The sequence below is a fragment of the Enterobacter hormaechei subsp. hoffmannii genome (assembly GCF_001729745.1).
GTDB lineage: Bacteria > Pseudomonadota > Gammaproteobacteria > Enterobacterales > Enterobacteriaceae > Enterobacter > Enterobacter intestinihominis.
Genome location: NZ_CP017186.1, coordinates 2,094,848 through 2,114,894 on the forward strand (window position 1 = coordinate 2,094,848; position 20,047 = coordinate 2,114,894).

2 protein-coding genes are annotated in these 20,047 nt (G+C 59.4%); both read left to right on the forward strand.

Translation table 11 applies throughout. The features are described from left to right. Nucleotides 1-504 precede the first annotated feature (504 nt). Nucleotides 505-1,818: a TolC family outer membrane protein gene (locus BFV65_RS09895; RefSeq protein WP_223862012.1), complete on the forward strand. Its 1,314-nt coding sequence runs from the start codon at nucleotides 505-507 to the stop codon at nucleotides 1,816-1,818. A 120-nt stretch (nucleotides 1,819-1,938) separates the two neighbouring features. Next, on the forward strand, nucleotides 1,939-19,947 hold the full coding sequence (locus tag BFV65_RS09900; protein ID WP_069596539.1) for an Ig-like domain-containing protein: 18,009 nt from the start codon (nucleotides 1,939-1,941) through the stop codon (nucleotides 19,945-19,947). Nucleotides 19,948-20,047: the final 100 nt, after the last annotated feature.

The window sequence follows — 20,047 nt, forward strand, 5'->3', positions numbered from 1 at the left end:
AAATTGGTGCTTATATCTATTGGATATTCTTTTTAAAGTAAAATAATTTAATATTAATCAGCGAATGACTTAAATTGACAGTTCTTTGAAAATCTTTGTGTCTGATTCGAGATGAAATAAACGCAAAAATGTACATCAAGGTGTTTCAGAATTTTCCTTAAATTACAGAGGGTTTATATGATTCAGCGTAAACGCATCTAATAGCCATTTGTCCAGAAATCCCATCTTTTTTCTTATTTGTAACACCACATTAACATTACGGATGTGGTCGCTCATATCACATTTTGTTATGCTGCGAATCAATAAATATTTAAGTAAATTCTTAAAAGAAAAAAAGAGATTGAACGGCTCTCATCTCAATTGAAATGGGTGTGGTCGACTATTGGCGGAATTTATCAAACAGGAGTGGGGCAAATAGGGTGAATTATTTGTACCTCTTCCTGGTAATTATTTAGCCATCACCTGAAGTCCGGGGGTATTATAAAGATGAAATGCAATAACAGGATGCTCAGATTATCTGCTTCCCTGACCTTAATTTCACTGGTGGTGACTGCGGCTCATGCAACTAACGGTCTGGTAGGGATATCTCCCGTTGCGGCAATGACGATGAAAGAAAGTATTCTTTTCGCTCTTGACCGCGACCCGTCGGTGAGTCAGCAGGCTGCACAGCTGGGGATTGGCCAGGCACAAATAGACGAAGCGCGTAGTGGCTGGATGCCACAAATAGCCTTGAACGGGAGTACGGGTCACAGCCAGACCACCGATTCGAGCGGCTCGTTGCGAAATTCCGCAGCCTGGGGGCTGAGCCTGACGCAGCTTGTGTACGATTTTGGCAAGACCAATAACAGCATCAGCCAGTCTTCAGCTCAGCGTGACAGCTATCGCTACCAACTGATGAGCACGATGTCTGCCGTCGCGGAAAAAACGGCCCTCAGCTATGTGGAAGTGAAACGCTACAGCGATCTGCTACAGGCGGCAACAGAGAACGTGCAGGCGCTTAAAAACGTTGAGCAGCTGGCAAAACTCCGCGCCGATGCAGGCGTAAGCTCCACCTCTGATGAGCTTCAGACCCGCACCCGTATTGCCGGAATGCAGGCGACGGTAGAGCAGTACAATGCGTCACTGAACAGCGCCCGCGCGCGGCTGGCGGTATTGACTGGCATACAGACTGAACGCTATTCACCGGTTCCGGGAGGTCTGGCCGTGGAGCCGGATTCTCTCAATCGAATTGATTATTCACTGATCCCAACGGTGATGGCCGCGCAGAACATGGAGCGTTCAGCCCAGTACGGCGTAGAAACCGCGAAGTCACAGCACTGGCCAACCTTAAGCCTGAAAGGGGGCCGCACCCGGTACGAGTCTGATAATCGCGCGTACTGGGATGATCAGATCCAGCTCAATATTGATGCACCGCTTTATCAGGGCGGCGCGGTCTCGGCGCGCGTCCGTCAGGCCGAGGGCGCAAGGGCAATGGCATCGTCTCAGGTCGATCAGGCCCGTTTTGATGTCCTGCAAAAAGCCTCCGTCGCACAGGCCGACTGGACCGGGGCGCAAGGACGTATGGAGGCCGGAAAACGTCAGCTGGAAAATGCGTTGCGCGCCCGCGACGTCTACAAAAATGAATATACCCTGAGCAAGCGCAGCATTAACGATCTGCTCAGCGTGGAGCAGGATGTCTGGTCTGCCACCTCAGCGAAAATAATGGCTGAATACGATGGCTGGAGCGCGGCGATTAATTACGCCTCCGCGGTGGATAATCTCATGCCGCTTATCGGAATAGAGAAAAACGCTGCCGCGAAATTACCTGATTTGAGTTAAAAAAGGCGCGCCTTTCTGCGCGAAATAAGTCAGACAATAATGGGTGGTTTTTCCCAGGGATTGTTACATCCCTCTGGTGGACATAACCACAGGAATACGCGCACCTGCAAGGAGAAGAATATGAGTAACGCAAAAGTTGTTGATGTTATCATTCGAAAAACGGCAGAAAAAACGAAATTAACCGGTGAAGGGAATCTCTCGGTCTCTATTTCATCGCCGAGCGTGATTGAAATTCAGGGTTCTGCTCAGGACGTGGTGCGTTATGTCCGCCAGGGGAATGACCTCCTCATTTATATGAAAGATGGCAGCGTGATCCGCTGCAATAATTATTTTGCCGAAGACACGGAAACCCATAATCATTCCGAACTGGTATTTAACGATAACCAGGAGTTGACGCATATTTCATTTGCCGATGCCGGGGAAGCATCAGGCGTTGCCGCCACCGAATTAACCGCCCAGGCTGCACCCATTAGCAGCATTGAACCTTTTCTGGAGCAGGGAAGCGTCTTAAGCGATGCGCCGTGGGGCTGGATTGCCGGAGCGGCGTTGGGAGGCGGTGCGATTGGCGCACTGCTGGCTCACGGCGGTGACGGCGAAACCAAAACAAAAGTTATTGATAATACGAAAGAAGTCGAAAGCGCCACGCCAACATTTTTGCTGACGGATAACGCGGGTGACAAGCAGGGGGTGCTGAGTGCAAAAGAGGTCACGGATGATAACACCCCAACCTTCAGCGGTATCGGGCAGCCGGGCGCGACCATTCAGGTTAAAGACAGCAGCGGCAGCACCATCGCCAGCACCATGGTCGCAAAGGACGGCACCTGGACGGTAACACTTCCGACCCAGGCGGAGGGGGAACATACCTGGTCCGTCGTCCAGATCGACGGCAGTAAAACGACCTCTGCGGGCAGTATTACCGTAACCGTTTCTACAGCGGATGCCAGCGTGACGCTCGCCACCACGGCGGGCGATAACGTGATCAACGCCAGCGAGCAGGCCGCTGGCTTTACGCTGTCCGGCACCAGCAAAAACCTGGCGCAGGGAACGGCGCTTACCGTCACGCTGAACGGTAAAACCTATTCCGCAGAAGTGGGGGCAAACGGCGCATGGAGCGTGAAGGTGCCTGCTGCTGACGCGCAGGCGCTGGGCGATGGTACCTGGACGGTCAACGTCAGCGGCAAAGACGCGGCGGGCAACACCGTGACCGGCAGCCAGACGATTGGCGTCGATACCGCTGCGCCAGCGATTTCTGTCGACACGATCGCCCAGGACAACATCATCAACGCGGCTGAACATAATCAGCCGCTGACGCTGACCGGAAAAACCGATGCGGAAGCGGGCCAGATTGTGACGGTCACGCTGAACGGCAAAAATCACACGGCGACCGTGGGCAGCGACGGCACCTGGTCCGTTACGCTTCCGGCCAGTGAAGTACAGGCGATGGCTAACGGCGAGCACACCCTGACGGCAAACGTCAGCGACAAAGCGGGTAACGGGGCCTCCACCACCGCCGATTTCACGGTCGATACCGTAGCGCCAGTGGTCACTATCAACACTGTCGCGGGCGACGACATTCTGAACACCAGCGAGCAGGGGCAGGCGCAGATTATTTCCGGCCAGGCGAACGGCGCGGCGGCGGGCGACGTTGTCACCGTGACCGTTGGCGGCAAGACCTTTACCGGTGTCGTCCAGGCGGACGGCAGCTGGAGCGTCGGCGTGCCAGCCTCTGTCATTGGCGCGCTGGGTGAAGGTAGCCACAGCATTTCGGTCTCCGTGACCGATGCGGCGGGCAACACCAGCAGCGCGACGCACGGCATTACGCTCAGCGGCAACCCGCCGGAATTTACTCTTGACCCCATCAGCCAGGATAACGTCCTGAATGCGCTGGAGGCCATGCAGCCTCTGAGCCTGAGCGGGACCAGTAATCTGCCGAACGGCAGCGCTGTCACCGTGACGCTGAACAACGTTAACTATCAGGTCACCGTTGAGAACGGTAGCTGGTCCGTTCAGGTGCCGGTCTCCGACGTGCTGGATCTGGCGAATACCCTTTACACCGTGAGCGTCAGCGGCACCGACAGCGTGGGTAACAGCGGCTCCGCCGAGGCGAATCTGCTGGTCGATACCGCGCTGCCGCAGGTGATCCTCAACACCTTTGCCGGGGATAACCTGGTCAATAACGCCGAAGCGGCGGTTGACCAAACCCTCAGCGGACGCGTCACCGGCGCGGCGGCGGGCGATACCGTCTCTGTCACCGTGGGCGGCAAGAGCTACACCGCGACGGTTGGCAGCGACCTGAAATGGAGCGTGACCATCCCATCGGCCGACCTTCAGGCGTTTGGCGACGGCGAGTTAACCTTCAGCGCCTCTGTCACCAATGCGCACGGCAACACCGGCACCGGCGAACGTGATATCAACATCAACGCCGAACTGCCGGGCCTGCGCGTGAACACGATCTCTGGCGATGACGTGATTAACGCCATCGAGCAGCAGCAGGATCTGGCCGTGACCGGCTCCAGCACTCATCTGGCCGAAGGCACACAGATCACCGTCACCATCAATAATGTTGAATACGTCACCACGGTTAACGCCAGCGGCAGCTGGCAGATTGGCGTGCCGTCAGCGGACCTGCAGGCATGGACGGCGGGAGGCATGACCGTCAGCGTCAGTGCGGAAGATGCCTGGGGCAACACCGTGGCGGCTGAACACCCGATCGAGCTTGACCTGAACGCGGTGGCCGTCACCATCGATACCGTAACCACTGACGATATGCTCAACGCGGCGGAAAAAGGCGCGGATGTCACGCTTTCCGGTCAGACGCAGGGCGTAGAGGCCGGGCAGACCGTGGTGGTGAAATTCGCGGATCAAACCTTTACCGCACAGGTGCAGCAGGACGGCTCCTGGCGCCTGACCGTTCCGGCGAGCGCGATGGAAACGCTGATCGACGGGCGGGCGCAGGTGAGCGTCAGCGTGACTAACGTCAACGGCAACAGCGCGGACGCCTCACGCGTGGTGATTATCGATACACAGCCGCCAGCCATTACGCTTGATAACCTGACCGACGACAACATCATTAATGCGGCAGAAGCGCAGCAGGATCTGGTGCTCAGCGGCAGCACAACCGCTGAAGCGGGCCAGACGGTCACCGTGACGCTGAACGGTAAATCTTACCAGACCACGGTCCAGGCGGACGGTCGCTGGCAGTTGAACGTGCCTGCCGCCGACGTTGGCGCGCTGACCGATGGCAATGTCACCGTCACGGCCACCGTCAGTGACGTGGCGGGCAACAGCAGCAGCGCGGACCGCGTTGGGCTGGTGGATGCCACCGAACCGCAGGTGACCATCAACGATTTCGTCACCGACACCAACACCGTTAACCAGCTGGCCCATTCACAGGCGCAGATCCTGAGCGGCTCCGTCACCGGCGCGGCGGCGGGTGATTTGGTCATCATCACCATCAATAACGTGGACTACACCACCGTGGTGGATGCGGCGGGCAACTGGAGCCTCGGCCTGCCTGCGTCCGTCGTTCAGGGGCTGACGGACGGCACCTGGACCATTAACGTCTCCGTGACCGATCGGTCCGGCAACACCGGCAGCAGTTCAGTGGATGTGGTGGTCAATACAGTCACGCCTGTAATCGGTATTAATACGCTGGCAGCGGATGACGTGATCAATGCGGCAGAGAAGGGCGAAGATCTGCTGCTTTCCGGTACCAGCAACCAGCCGGAAGGAACCACCATCACCGTTAATCTGAACGGTATCAACTATGCAGCCACCACCGACGCCAGTGGCAACTGGAGCGTTACCGTACCCGCCTCTGTGGTGAGCGCGCTGGGTGAAGCCAATTACACCGTGACGGCGAGCGTCACCGATAATGTGGGCAACAGCGCCTCTGCCACGCACGATGTGCTGGTGGACAGCTCGCTGCCGGTTGTTACCCTCAACAACGTCGCGGGCGACAATATCGTTAACGCGGCGGAAGTGGCCGCAGGGCAAACCCTGACCGGGAAAGTATCGAACGCGGCATCGGGCGATACCGTCACCATTATCATCGGCGGGCAGACATACACGGCTACCGTACAGGACGATCTCACCTGGAGCCTGCCGTTAACCCAGAGTCAGTTAACCGCGCTCGGCAACGGCGACCTGACCGTCTCGGCCAGCGTGACGAACGCGCACGGTAATACCGGATCGTCTTCCCTGGATGTCACCATTGACGCCCAGTTGCCCGGCCTGCGCATTGATACCGTCGCTGGTGACGACGTCATTAACGTTATTGAACACGCGCAGAACCTGGTTATCTCCGGCACCAGCACCGACCTGGCGGCGGGTAGCACCGTCACCGTGAGCATCAACGGCAAGAGTTATTCCGCCTCGGTACTGGCGGACGGCACCTGGCAGGCTGCGGTTCCGGCCGCGGACGTCTCCCGGTGGGCGGATGGAGCGCTCACCATCAGCGCCAGCGCGCAGGATACCTCCGGCAACCCGGTGAACATCGGTACCGTGGTGGATGTCGATCTCGCCCCGGTGGCGATAAGCATCAACAGCGTGACGGATGACAACGTGCTGAACGCGGCAGAAAAAGGCCAGGATCTGGTGCTGTCCGGCTCCTCCTCAAACGTTGAAGCGGGCCAGACCGTTACCATTATCTTTGCGGGTAAAACCTGGACCACGATGGTCGATGCCAACGGCGACTGGACCTGCACCGTACCGGCTGCCGATCTGAGCGGCCTGAAGGACGGCGACGCCAGCGTACAGGTCAGCGTCACCAACGTGAACGGCAACGCGGCCTCTTCCTCGCAGGCATTCAGCGTCGATACCGCCGCGCCAGCGGTCACCATCAACACCATCAGCGGCGACAACATGCTGAATGCGGCAGAGGCGGCGCAGGATCTGACCCTGAGCGGGACGTCTACTGCCGAAGCAGGCCAGACGGTCACCGTGACCTTCAACGGCAATCAGTACACCGCCCAGGTGCAGGCGAACGGCAGCTGGACGCTGGACGTTCCGGCGGCGGATCTGGCGGGGATCGCCGACGGCAGCGCGGCGGTCACGGTGACCGTGTCCGATAAAGCGGGCAACCCGGCCAGCGCGGGGGCGTCCGTGCTGGTCGACACTACCGTGCCGCAGATTACCTTCAACATTGTGGCGGGCGACGACATTGTTAATATTGCCGAGCACGGCCAGGCGCTGATTGTCACCGGCAAGGTGACGGGCGCGCAGGCGGGCGATGTGATTACCCTGACCCTGAACGGCAAAGACTACACCGCGATGCTGGATGCGTCCGGCAACTGGAGCGTGGGCGTTCCGGCGACGGACGTGGGCGCGCTGGCTAACGGCGATCAGACGATCTCCGCGACACTCACCGATAAAGCGGGCAACAGCACCAGCGCGACGCACGCGTTTGACGTCTCCCTGACCGCGCCGGTGATTGCCATCAATACCCTGGCGGTTGACGACGTGATCAACGCGACCGAAAAAGGTCAGGATCTGCTGGTCTCCGGCACCAGCAACCAGCCGGACGGGACCCGCATCACCGTAACCCTGAACGGTATCAGTTACGCCGCCACCACCGATGCCAGCGGTAACTGGAGCGTCACCGTTCCGGCGGCAAACGTCTCGGCACTGGGCGAAGCGAGCTACAGCGTGACGGCCAGCGTGACCGATACCGCGGGTAATAGCGCGAACACCAGCCATAGCGTGCTGGTCGACAGCGCGCTGCCGCAGGTCACCATTAATGCAGTTGCCACCGACGACGTGATTAACGCAGCGGAAGTGGCTTCCGGACAAACCCTGAGCGGGAAAGTGAGCGGCGCGGCGAGCGGTGACACTGTCACGATCGGTATCGGGGGCAACACCTATACCGCGACGGTTCAGGACGATCTGAGCTGGTCGGTTAACGTGGCATCTGACGTCTTAACCGCTATCGGTAACGGCGATCTCAACGTAACAGCGAGCGTGACCAACGGCCACGGCAACACCGGCACCGGCGAGCGCGACATTACGATTGATGCCAGCCTGCCGGGCCTGCGCGTGGATACCGTGGCAGGCGACGATGTGATCAACAGCATCGAGCATACTCAAAACCTGATTATCACCGGCTCCAGCGACGGGCTGGCGAGCGGATCGGCGCTGACGGTCACCGTCAACGGCAAAACCTACGCGGCAACCGTGCTGGCGGACGGCACCTGGACGGCGGCTATTCCGGCGGCTGACGTCGGCGCGCTGAGCGCAGGTACAGTCACCGTGACCGTTGACGGCCAGAGCGCGGCGGGTAATCCGGTTTCCATCAGCCATGACGTGAAGGTGGATCTGGCGCCGGTCGCCATCAGCATCGACGCCATCGCTACCGACGACGTGATTAACGCAGCCGAGAAGGGTGCGGATCTGGTGCTGTCCGGCTCGACCACCAACGTGGAAGAAAACCAGACCGTTAATATCATTTTCGGCGGTAAGACCTATAGCGCGACGGTGGATGCCAGCGGCCACTGGACGGCGACCGTACCGTCTGCCGATTTGGGCGGACTGAAAGACGGCGACACCAGCGTGCAGGTCAGCGTCACCAACGTAAACGGCAACAGCGCCTCTGCGGGCCGCGAGTACAGCGTGGATGCCACCGCGCCGACGGTGTCGATTGAAATCGTCAGCGACAACAACATCATCAATGCTGCCGAAGCGCAGCAGGATCTGGTCATCAACGGCGTCTCTGACGCGGAAGCGGGCCAGACAGTGACCGTGACCCTGAACGGCGAGAATTACACCACCACCATGCAGGCGAATGGCAGCTGGAGCGTCACCGTACCGTCTGCGGATGTCGGCGCGATTGCCGACGGCGATTACACCATCACGGCAGCCGTCCAGGATAAAGCGGGTAACCCGGCCTCGGCGGATCGCGATGTGCTGGTGGATACCACGGTGCCACAGCTGACCATTAACGCCGTTTCCGACGACGACGTGATCAACAGCGCCGAGCATGCGCAGGCGCTGATTGTCACCGGTTCCGTGACCGGTGCGGCGGCGGGTGACGTGGTGACCGTCACCATCAATAACAAAGATTACACGGCGACCCTGGACGCTTCCGGCAAGTGGAACGTGGGCGTGCCTGCGGCGGACGTGAGTGCTCTGACTGCCGGGGATCACACCATCACCGCGGCGCTGACCGATAAAGCCGGAAACAGCAACAGCACAACGCACGAGGTTGAAGTCAACCTCACCGCGCCGGTGCTGACCATCGACACCGTGTCCGGTGACGATGTGATCAACAACACCGAGAAAACCCAGGATCTGACCATCACAGGTACGGCTTCCGGGCTGGCGGCGGGCGCGGTGGTGACCGTGATGCTCAACGGCAAAGCGTACAGCGCCACGGTAGCTACCAATGGCCAATGGACTACAACCGTTCCGGCGAGCGAGGTGGGGCAACTGGGTGAAGCGCTTTACACCGTGTCGGCCTCCGCGACGGACAGCGTCGGCAACAGCACCAGCACCTCGCACACCGTGAACGTGGAATCCGTTCTGCCGGGCGTGATTATCAACACCGTGGCAGGTGACGACGTCATTAACGCGGCGGAGCTGGCAACCGGCCAGACCATCAGCGGTAAGGTGGTGAATGCCGAAGCGGGTAACACCGTGACCGTGACCATTGGCGGCAACAGCTACACCGCAACGGTGCAGAGCGATCTCACCTGGTCCGTGAGCGTGCCGGAGTCTGTGCTGACCGCGCTGGGCAACGGCGATTTAACCGTGTCAGCCAGCGTCACCAACGGCGTGGGCAATAGTGGAACGGGCGAGCGCGAAATCGTGATAGACGCGAATCTGCCGGGCCTGCGCGTGGACACCGTGGCGGGCGATGACGTGATTAACAGCATCGAACACGGGCAGAATCTGATTATCACGGGTTCAAGCGATGGCCTGACGGCGGGTACGGCGCTGACCGTCACCGTAAACGGTAAAACCTATGCGGCTACCGTGCTGGCAGACGGCACCTGGAGTGCGGCGATCCCTTCTGCGGACGTGAGTGCCCTTGCCGCAGGCACGGTCACCGTGACCGTTGAAGGCCAGAGCAGCGCGGGCAATCCGGTGACTATCAACCATGATGTGACGGTGGATCTGGCAAACGTCGCCATCAGCATTGACGCCATCGCTTCCGATGACGTGATCAACGCCGCCGAGAAGGGCGCGGATCTGGTGCTCTCCGGCACCACTGCGAACGTGGAGGAAAATCAAACCGTCACCATCGCCTTCGGCGGCAAGAACTACACCGCCACGGTGGACGCTGAGGGTAAATGGACCGCCACGGTGCCATCTTCGGATCTGACCGGTCTGAAAGAGGGTGATGCCAGCGTGCAGGTAAGCGTCACCAACGTGAACGGCAACAGCGCCTCGGCGGGCCGCGAGTACAGCGTGGATGCTACCGCGCCGTCCGTGACCATCAACATGATTGCCACAGACGATATCCTGAACGCCACGGAAGCGCAGTCTGACCTGGCAATCTCCGGCACCAGCACCGCCGAAGCGGGCCAGACGCTTACCGTATCGCTGAACGGCAAAGATTACACCACAACCGTCAGCGCGAACGGCAGCTGGACGCTGAACGTTCCGGCGGCGGATCTGGCAGGATTAACCGACGGCAGCGTGACGGTAACTGCCTCAGTCAGCGACAAGGCGGGTAACCCGGCGTCGGTGGACCACAACCTGACGGTGGACGTCACCGTTCCGACTGTGACCATCCACACCGTGGCAGGCGACGACGTGATTAACGTGGCTGAACACAAGCAGGCACAGATTATCAGCGGCTCCGCCACTGGCGCGGCGGCGGGCGATAAGGTCACCGTCACGATCGGCGGCCAGACTTACACCACCGTGCTGGACGCGGCGGGTAACTGGAGCGTGGGCGTTCCGGCAAATGTGATTTCAGGCCTCAGCGACGGTACGGTGACCGTCACTGCGTCTGTCACCGACGCGGCGGGCAACACCGGCAGCGGCACGCATAATGTGACCGTCGATACCGGTCTGCCGTCGGTCAGCTTCAACGCCATCAGTGATGACAACGTCCTGAACGCCGTTGAAAAAGGGCAGGACCTGAGCGTCAGCGGCACCAGCGCCAACCTGACGGAAGGCACCGTGGTGACCGTAATTCTGAACGGCAAAAACTACACGGCGACAACTGCGGCAGACGGCACCTGGAGCCTGACGGTTCCGGCGGCGGATCTGGCCGGTCTCGGTCAGGCCAGTTACACCCTGAACGCGACCGCCACCAACGGCGTGGGCAACAGCGTGAGCAACACCGCGAACCTGCTGGTGGACACCGCGCTGCCAACCGTCACCATCAACACCGTGGCGGGCGACAACGTCATCAACGCGGCGGAAGTGGCGGCAGGTCAGACCCTGAGCGGCACCGTGGCGAATGCCGAAGCGGGCAACACCGTGACGGTGACTATCGGCGGCCACAGCTACACCGCAACGGTGCAGAACAATCTGTCCTGGTCCGTGAATGTGCCGTCTGACGTGCTGACAGCACTCGGCAACGGCAGCCTGAGCGTGACGGCAACCGTCACCAACGGCCACGGCAACACCGGGACCGGCGAGCGCGAGATCGCTATCGACGCTAACCTGCCGGGCCTGCGCGTGAATACCGTGGCGGGTGATGACGTGATCAACACCATTGAGCACGCGCAGAACCTGATTGTTTCAGGCTCCAGCGACGGGCTGGCGCCGGGCACGGCGCTGACGGTTACCGTCAACGGTAAAGATTACGCGGCAACGGTACTGGCAGACGGCACCTGGCGCGCGGCGATCCCGTCCACCGACGTGAGCGCGTGGCCGGAAGGCACCGTGAAAATCAGCGTTACCGGCGACAGCGCGGCGGGTAACCCGATCACCATCAGCCACGATGTGACCGTGGATCTGGCTACCGTTGCCATCAGCATCAATGCGCTTGCCACCGACGACGTGATTAACGCGGCGGAGAAGGGCGCGGATCTGGTGCTGTCCGGTGCGACCACCAACGTGGAAGCCGGGCAGACCGTGACCATCAGTCTGAACGGCAGGATCTACACCACCACCGTGGACGACAGCGGCAACTGGACTTACACCGTGCCGTCAGCGGATCTGGCTGGCCTGAAGGATGGCGACGCCAGCGTGCAGGTGAGCGTCACCAACGTGAACGGCAACAGCGCGTCTGCGGGCCACGAGTACAGCGTGGATGCTACCGCGCCGTCCGTGACCATCAACACGATTGCCACAGACGATATCCTCAACGCCACGGAAGCGCAGTCAGACCTGGCAATCTCCGGCACCAGCACCGCCGAAGCGGGCCAGACGCTGACCGTGTCGCTGAACGGCAAAGATTACACCACAACCGTGAGCGCGAACGGCAGCTGGACGCTGAACGTTCCGGCGGCGGATCTGGCAGGATTAACCGACGGCAGCGTGACGGTCACTGCCTCAGTCAGCGACAAGGCGGGTAACCCGGCATCGGTTGATCACACTCTGACGGTGGATGTGACCGTTCCTGGGGTGACCATCCACACCGTTGCAGGTGACGATGTGATTAACGCGGCTGAACACAATCAGGCGCAGATCGTCAGCGGCTCCGCCACCGGCGCGGCAGCGGGCGATAAGGTCACCGTCACGATTGGCGGCCAGACTTATACCACCGTGCTGGACGCGGCGGGTAACTGGAGCGTGGGCGTTCCGGCCAGCGTCATTTCAGTCCTCAGCGACGGCACCGTGACCGTCACTGCGTCTGTCACCGACGCGGCGGGCAACACCGGCAGCGGCACGCATAATGTGACCGTCGATACCGGTCTGCCGTCGGTCAGCTTTAACGCCATCAGCGATGACAACGTACTGAACGCGGTAGAAAAAGGGCAGGACCTGAGCGTCAGCGGCACCAGCGCCAACCTGGCGGAAGGCACCGTGGTGACCGTAATTCTGAACGGTAAAAACTACACGGCGACAACTGCGGCAGACGGCACCTGGAGCCTGACCGTTCCGGCGGCGGATCTGGCGAGCCTGGGCGAAGCCAACTACACCCTGAGCGCGACCGCCACCAACGGCGTGGGCAACAGCGTGAGCAATACCGCGAACCTGCTTGTCGACACCGCGCTGCCAACCGTCACCATCAACACAGTGGCGGGCGACAACGTGATTAACGCGGCGGAAGTGGCTGCGGGGCAGACCCTCAGCGGCAGGGTAACGAACGCTGAGGCGGGCAACACCGTGACGGTGACCATCGGCGGCAACAGCTACGCCGCGACGGTGCAGAGCGATCTGACCTGGTCCGTGAACGTGCCTGAGTCGGTTCTGACGGCGCTGGGCAACGGCGATTTAACGGTGTCAGCGACCGTCACTAATGACCATGGCAATACGGGAACGGGCGAGCGCGATATCACTATCGACGCCAGCCTGCCGGGGCTGCGCGTGGATACCGTGGCGGGCGATGACGTGATCAACAGCATTGAGCATGGTCAGAATCTTATCGTCACTGGCTCAAGCGATGGGCTGGCGGCGGGCACTACGCTCACCGTGACCCTGAATGGCAAGACCTATGCCGCGTCGGCACTGGCAGACGGCTCCTGGACCGCGGCGATCCCGGCGGCAGACGTGGGCGCTCTGGCCGCAGGCACGATGACCGTCACCGTAGCGGGCCAGAGCGCGGCGGGCAATCCGGTCTCCATCAGCCACGACGTCACCATCGATCTGGCAGCCGTGGCGATCAGCATCGATGCCATCGCCACCGACGACGTGATTAATGCGGCGGAGAAAGGCGCGGATCTGGTGCTATCCGGCAGCACATCCAATGTGGAAGAGAACCAGACCGTGACCATCATCTTTGGCGGCAAGTCTTACACCGCCAAAGTCGATGCCGACGGCAACTGGACGGCGAACGTGCCTTCCTCGGATCTGGCGGGTCTGAAAGACGGCGACGCCAGCGTGCAGGTGAGCATCACCAACGCGCACGGCAACAGCGCTTCGGCGGGCCGCGAATACAGTGTAGATGCCACCGCGCCAACCGTGACGATTGACACGGTCGCAGGCGACAACGTGATCAACGGCAGCGAAGCGGCTGCGGGCGTGGCCATTTCCGGCACCACCACGGCGGAAGTCGGTCAGACGGTAACCGTAACCTTCGGCGGGAACAGCTACACCGCGCAGGTTCAGCAGGGCGGCGTCTGGAGCGTTAACGTGCCGGGCACAGACCTGTCCGCCCTGGCGGATAACGGCTACACCGTGCAGGTGAGCGTGAGTGACGCCGCGGGTAACCCGGGCAACGCGGGTAAAGCGATTACGCTTGATACCACGCCGCCGACCGTCAGCTTTAACGTCGTGGCGGGTGATGACGTCATCAACAGCGTGGAGCACGGGCAGGCGCAGATCGTCAGCGGCACCGCAACCGGCGCCAGCGTCGGCGATAAGCTGATTATCACCATCGGTTCGAATCAGTACACCACCACCGTTGACGCCAGCGGTTACTGGAGCGTGGGCGTTCCGGCCAGCGTGATTTCCGCACTGGCCGACGGCACCGTAACCCTCAGCGCGACTATCACCGACAGCGCAGGCAACAGCAGCACTCAGACCCATGACGTGGTGGTAAATACCGCATCGGTCGCGCTGACCGTCAACACCCTCAGCGGTGATGACGTGATCAATGCGGCAGAAGCGGGCGCGTCGCTGGTTATCAACGGTTCCAGTGCGCAGTTCGCCAGCGGCACGCAGGTCACTATCACCCTGAATGGTAAGAGCTATACGGCCACCATTCAGAGCGACGGCGCCTGGCAGACCACCGTTCCGGCCGCCGACGTGGGCGCTTTGGCCGACGGCGCGAGCTACCAGGTTTCTGCTTCGGCGCAGGACAGCGCCGGGAACAGCGCCTCGGCGACGCATACCATCAGCGTGGACACCACCGCGCCGGTGATTAGCGTGAACACGTTGTCGGGCGACGACGTGCTGAATGCGGCGGAAGCTCAGCAGCCGCTCACCGTACACGGCTCTTCCAGCGCGGAAGCAGGCCAGACGGTGACCGTCACGCTGGGCGGAAAAACCTACACTGCGCTTGTCGGCAGCGATGGCACCTGGACGCTGGACGTTCCGGCGGCAGACCTGGTCGCACTGAGCCAGGGTGCGCTGACGGTGACCGCCGTGGTCAACGATAAAGCCGGTAACAGCGGCCAGACGACCCATACCTTAACGGTCGATACCGTCGCACCAGCCGTCACCATCAGCACCGTGGCCGATGACGATATCGTCAACAACGCCGAGCAGCTGGCGGGGCAGACTATTAGCGGGACCACCACCGCGGAGCAGGGCCAGACGGTGACCGTCTCCTTCAACGGGCACAGCTATCAGGCGACCGTTGGAGCAGACGGTTCGTGGTCGGTCTTCGTGCCGGGCCGCGACTTCCTCGGCCTGAGCGATGGGGATTACACCATTACGGCTACGGTGAGCGATAAGGCGGGTAACCCGGGCAGCGCAACACACGACGTGACGCTGAACGGCGACGTGCCGACCATCGTCATTAACACCTTTGCCCAGGACGATATCGTCAACGCCGCCGAGCACGGCACGCCGCTAATTGTCAGCGGCACCACCGACGCGCCTGCGGGCCAGACGGTGACCATTACGCTTAACGGTAAAACCTACACGGCTACTGTTCAAAATGACGGCACCTGGAGCTATACGGTCGGCAGCGCAGACGTGACCGCGCTGGCGGACGGCGGTTCGTACGTGATTAACGCGCAGGTGAGCAACGCCATCGGCAATAGCGCCAGCGATAACCACACCGTTACCGTGGATCTCACCGCACCGTCAATGGGGATCAGCATTGATTCCCTGCAAAACGATACCGGCCTGAGCGCGAGTGACTTCATCACCAACGATAAGCAGGTGGTGGTGAACGGTTCGCTATCGGCGCAGCTCGGCAATAACGAGAAGGCGCAGATCAGCCTGGACGGTGGTTCAACCTGGATTGACCTGACCGTGACCGGCACCACCTGGCGCTACACCGATGGGCGTACCCTGACGGACGGGACGTACCCGTACCAGGTGCGCGTCATTGATAACGCGGGCAACGTCGGGGCAACGGACAGCCAGGACGTGGTAATCGATCTGACGAAACCTGCGGCGACGAGCATTACCGTGGATTCCGTCTCGCAGGATACCGGCCTGTCCGACAGCGACTTCATTACCAGCGACAACCAGATTAGCCTGAAAGGGACGCTCGGCGCGGCCCTGGGCAGCGGCGACCACGCGCAGATCAGCCTGGACGGTGGCGCGACCTGGACTAACGTGAGCGTCAGCGGTCTGAGCTGGACCTACGTTGATGGCCGCACGCTGGCCGACGGAGACTACAACTACCAGCTGCGGGTGATTGACGACGCGGGGAATATCAGCGCCACCACCAGCCAGGTGGTGACCATTGATACCGTCGCGCCGGACGCCAGCAAAACGATCGCTATCGACAGCATCAGCGACGATACCGGCCTGAGCAGCAGCGACTTTATCACCAATGATACCTCCCTGACGCTGCACGGCTCGCTCGGCGCAACGCTGGCCGACGGCGAATATGCCCAGATTAGCATCGACGGCGGAGTCAGCTGGCAGAACGTGATCGTCACCGGCAACAGTTGGTACTACGTGGACGGCCGCACGCTGGGTAACGGCACCTATGACTACTATGTGCGGGTAATAGACATCGCGGGTAACATTGGTGGGTCGGCATATCAGAAGGTGACCGTGGACCTGGTGGCGCCTGATAGTGCGATTACCGTCAGCATTGACAGTATTTCAACCGATACGGGCTATAGCGACAGCGACTTCCTGACTAATGATACGTCACTGACTATCAATGGTTCGATTGGTGCGCCGCTTTCCAGCGGTGAATATGTGCAGATCAGCGTCGATAACGGTTTGACCTGGCAGTATGTCACGATGAATGGCAACCGCTGGAGCTTCATCGATATCCGCGATTTGCCTGAAGGGGAACATACCTATCAAGTTCGGGTTGTAGATTTAGCGGGGAATACAGGCGCAACGGCTGAGCAGGTGGTTACCGTCGATCTGACGCCGTCTAACACCGCAGCGACAATTATTAGCTATACGGATGAGGTAGGCTCATCACGCGGTGAGTTTAGTGCTGGCACGACAACAGACGATCGTTTGCCTGTGCTAAACGGCACGTTGTCTTCCTCGCTTTTGACCGGCGAGCTGGTGCGTGTGTATCGCGCCGACGGCACCTTGCTTGGCGAGGCTGACGTAAACGGTACTTCCTGGTCCTTCGCCTTGACGGATCCGCTGGTAGATGGAGAAAAAGGGGAATTTTATGCGGTCGTTGTCGATGCCGCTGGAAATGAAACCACACCTTCACCTGTGTTTGATTTCACCGTTGATTTGCAAATGTATGTAGAGGTGCAGGATACCCTGGATACCACGCCGATTATCACCGGCCGCGTTGACTTCGAGATCCTCGATGGTGAATACGTTGAAGTGACGGTCAACAATGTGGTTTACAGTTCTCGCAATGGCGTTGTCGTTGTTGATCCTAAGAACAGTACCTGGTACGTGCAGATCCCTGACGCAGACGCCCTGGCGCTAGGCACATATGATGTCAAGGCTGCACTTTACAAAGCTGACGGCACGCAGATCACGGCGGATGACTCCGCGAACGAGCTGACGGTATCACCGACGCCGGAAATAAGTTTTACCTCGACCGCAGCCTCTTCGCAGGATACGGGCACGGCACTGACTCTGGCTGAAGATGGCTCATGGAGGATCCTCAGCAATTCTACGGTCTTTACCCAGAACGCAACCAGTTCGACGACGTTAGGTTCATTCAGCTCCGTCGCAATCAGTGGTCCGGACAGACAGCAGCAATCAACATTTGTCGACTTTGACCGTGATGGCCTGATGGATATCCTCGGTGCAGATACCAGTTATGCAAATGGCCAGCAGTCTTTCAAATACAATGCGGACGGCACCTACACCACCTTCCAGGTGGGTTCTAATGGCGTTGCGGGACAGACAAATGATGTCAATGGCAATACATGGAGTTGGTACGGCGGCGTAATGGGCATTGATATTGATGGGGATGGATTTGTCGACATGGTATACGGCGATGGATCTCCAAACGATTCCAACGCACCGGGTGGCTATGATACGCAAATCGTAATGAACACGGACGGCACTATTATCGGTTTTGACAAAAGTGGTGCTTATGTTGAAACCGCTACAACCCAGGATGGGGTGGCATCGACCAACAATAACAATGCGCAAATGAGCCGCGATCTCTCTGGCGTGGATCTCAACAATGATGGCTATGTCGACATTGTGTATCACGGGACGGTAGGCACCAACTATACCTCAGGCGGAGGCTCCAGCAGTGCGAATACCCGACTGGTGGTCGCGACCAATGGCGTGGATGCAAACGGTAATTATACGCTGACCAATACCCAGATTGTGACGGGGGTTTTCTATGGAAATCAGGGTACGACGAGTAATTATTACACCACTATGACCTGGGCCGACCTTAACGGCGATGGCTATATGGATCTCTTTGTGGGAGGGCTAACCGGTCAGGGTAACGCCACCAGTGCCGTTTTCTACAACGATGGTGCCGGGAATTTAACCGCGGCGGCTAACGGTGTGGGAACCGGGTCGAATGTTCAGACCTTCGGCGACAGCGTAAACAGCATGACCTCGCTGGCGGTGGACTGGAACGGTGATGGCAAGATGGATCTGATCGAGATTGCGGGCGCAGCGGGCAGCACAGTTGCCACTAACGCCAACAATATCGGCATGCTCTGGCTCAACAATGGTGTGAACGCCGGTACAGGGCAGGTTAACTGGTCATCGCAAACGCTGTTAACGGGCGCAAATCAGGGCAGCACTAACGTCACCACGGGAGCACTAGCGCTCGACCTTGATTATGATGGCGATCGCGATTTAGTCGTGTTCCGCGCGGCGGGTGGCAAGACGGAGTACATCGAAAATACCAGTACCATCAACGATGGAACCAGCATCATTCTGCGTATTTCTGACGCCAACGGTATTAACGCCTTCTATGGTAATACGGTACTGCTGGTAGACGAGAGTACCGGTAAAGTTGTTAGTTCACAGGTCCTTAACCCGCAGGGCGGCGTGAACATGAACGATTCGACAGGGCTGGTGTATTTCTACGGTCTTGATGCGAGCAAGTCTTACAGCGCTGTACTGCTTTCTAATGCTAATGACTTTGGCGGTGTTTCGTCCGTCAGTTTCGACTCTTCCGGGACAACGAATACCATCGAGAACGTCAACGCTTCCTGGGCGGGACTCAAAGCGGTAGAGAAGAACCATGCCTATGTATTGACCGCAGAAAATGGGGATGCAGTCGTTGATAGCGCCCAGGCCGCAACGGATGGAAGCAATTCAGTAGGTATTGTAGGAACAGGTTACAACGACACGCTATACGCAACGGCCGGTACGCATATTTATAACGGTGGCGGCGGTAGCCGCGTGGTATCCGATGTGAACGTCTGGACCGCCGAAGGGGGAATGGATATTGTCGATTACAAGCTCGCTGGTTCGACAGCGCTGAATATCGATCTCAGTAAGACCGGTATGCAAGATACAGGTTTTGGTTCTGCACGGTTTGTCAACATTGAAGGGCTGGCTGGTGGAAATGGTGACGATGTCTTTACAGGCAATACCGCGGATAACTTCTTTGAAGGCCGCGGCGGTAACGACACCTTCAACATCGGCAGCGGCGGTCAGGACACGCTGCTCTATAAGCTGATCAACGCGTCTGACGCGACGGGCGGCAACGGTAGCGATGTGGTGAACGGCTTTACCGTCGGTACCTGGGAAGGGACGGCAGACACGGACCGCATCGATCTGCGCGACCTGCTTTCCGACAGCGGCTATACCGGCACCGGCTCGGCGAGCTACGTGAACGGCGTGGCGACGCTGGACAGTAGCGCGGGCAACGTTGCTGACTACATCCGCGTGGTGCAGAACGGCAGCAACACCGAGATCCAGGTTGACCTCGACGGGACGGGCGGCCAGTTCTCGCCAACCACCCTGGTGACGCTGAACGGCGTGCAGACGGATCTGGCGACGCTGCTGGCAAATCATCAATTGTTAATTGCGTAAAACAACGCCGCGGGGAGCGATCCTCGCGGCTTTTTGCGTTTCTTTACATTAATAGCCATAACCCTCTATTTCACAAGATTATTTTGCGGGCTCGTTTAGG

What these genes read in the sequence shown, in the direction of transcription:
- BFV65_RS09895 (WP_223862012.1), top strand. Translation starts at nt 505, where the DNA reads ATGCTCAGATTATCTGCTTCCCTGACCTTAATTTCACTGGTGGTGACT.
- BFV65_RS09900 (WP_069596539.1), top strand. Translation starts at nt 1,939, where the DNA reads ATGAGTAACGCAAAAGTTGTTGATGTTATCATTCGAAAAACGGCAGAA.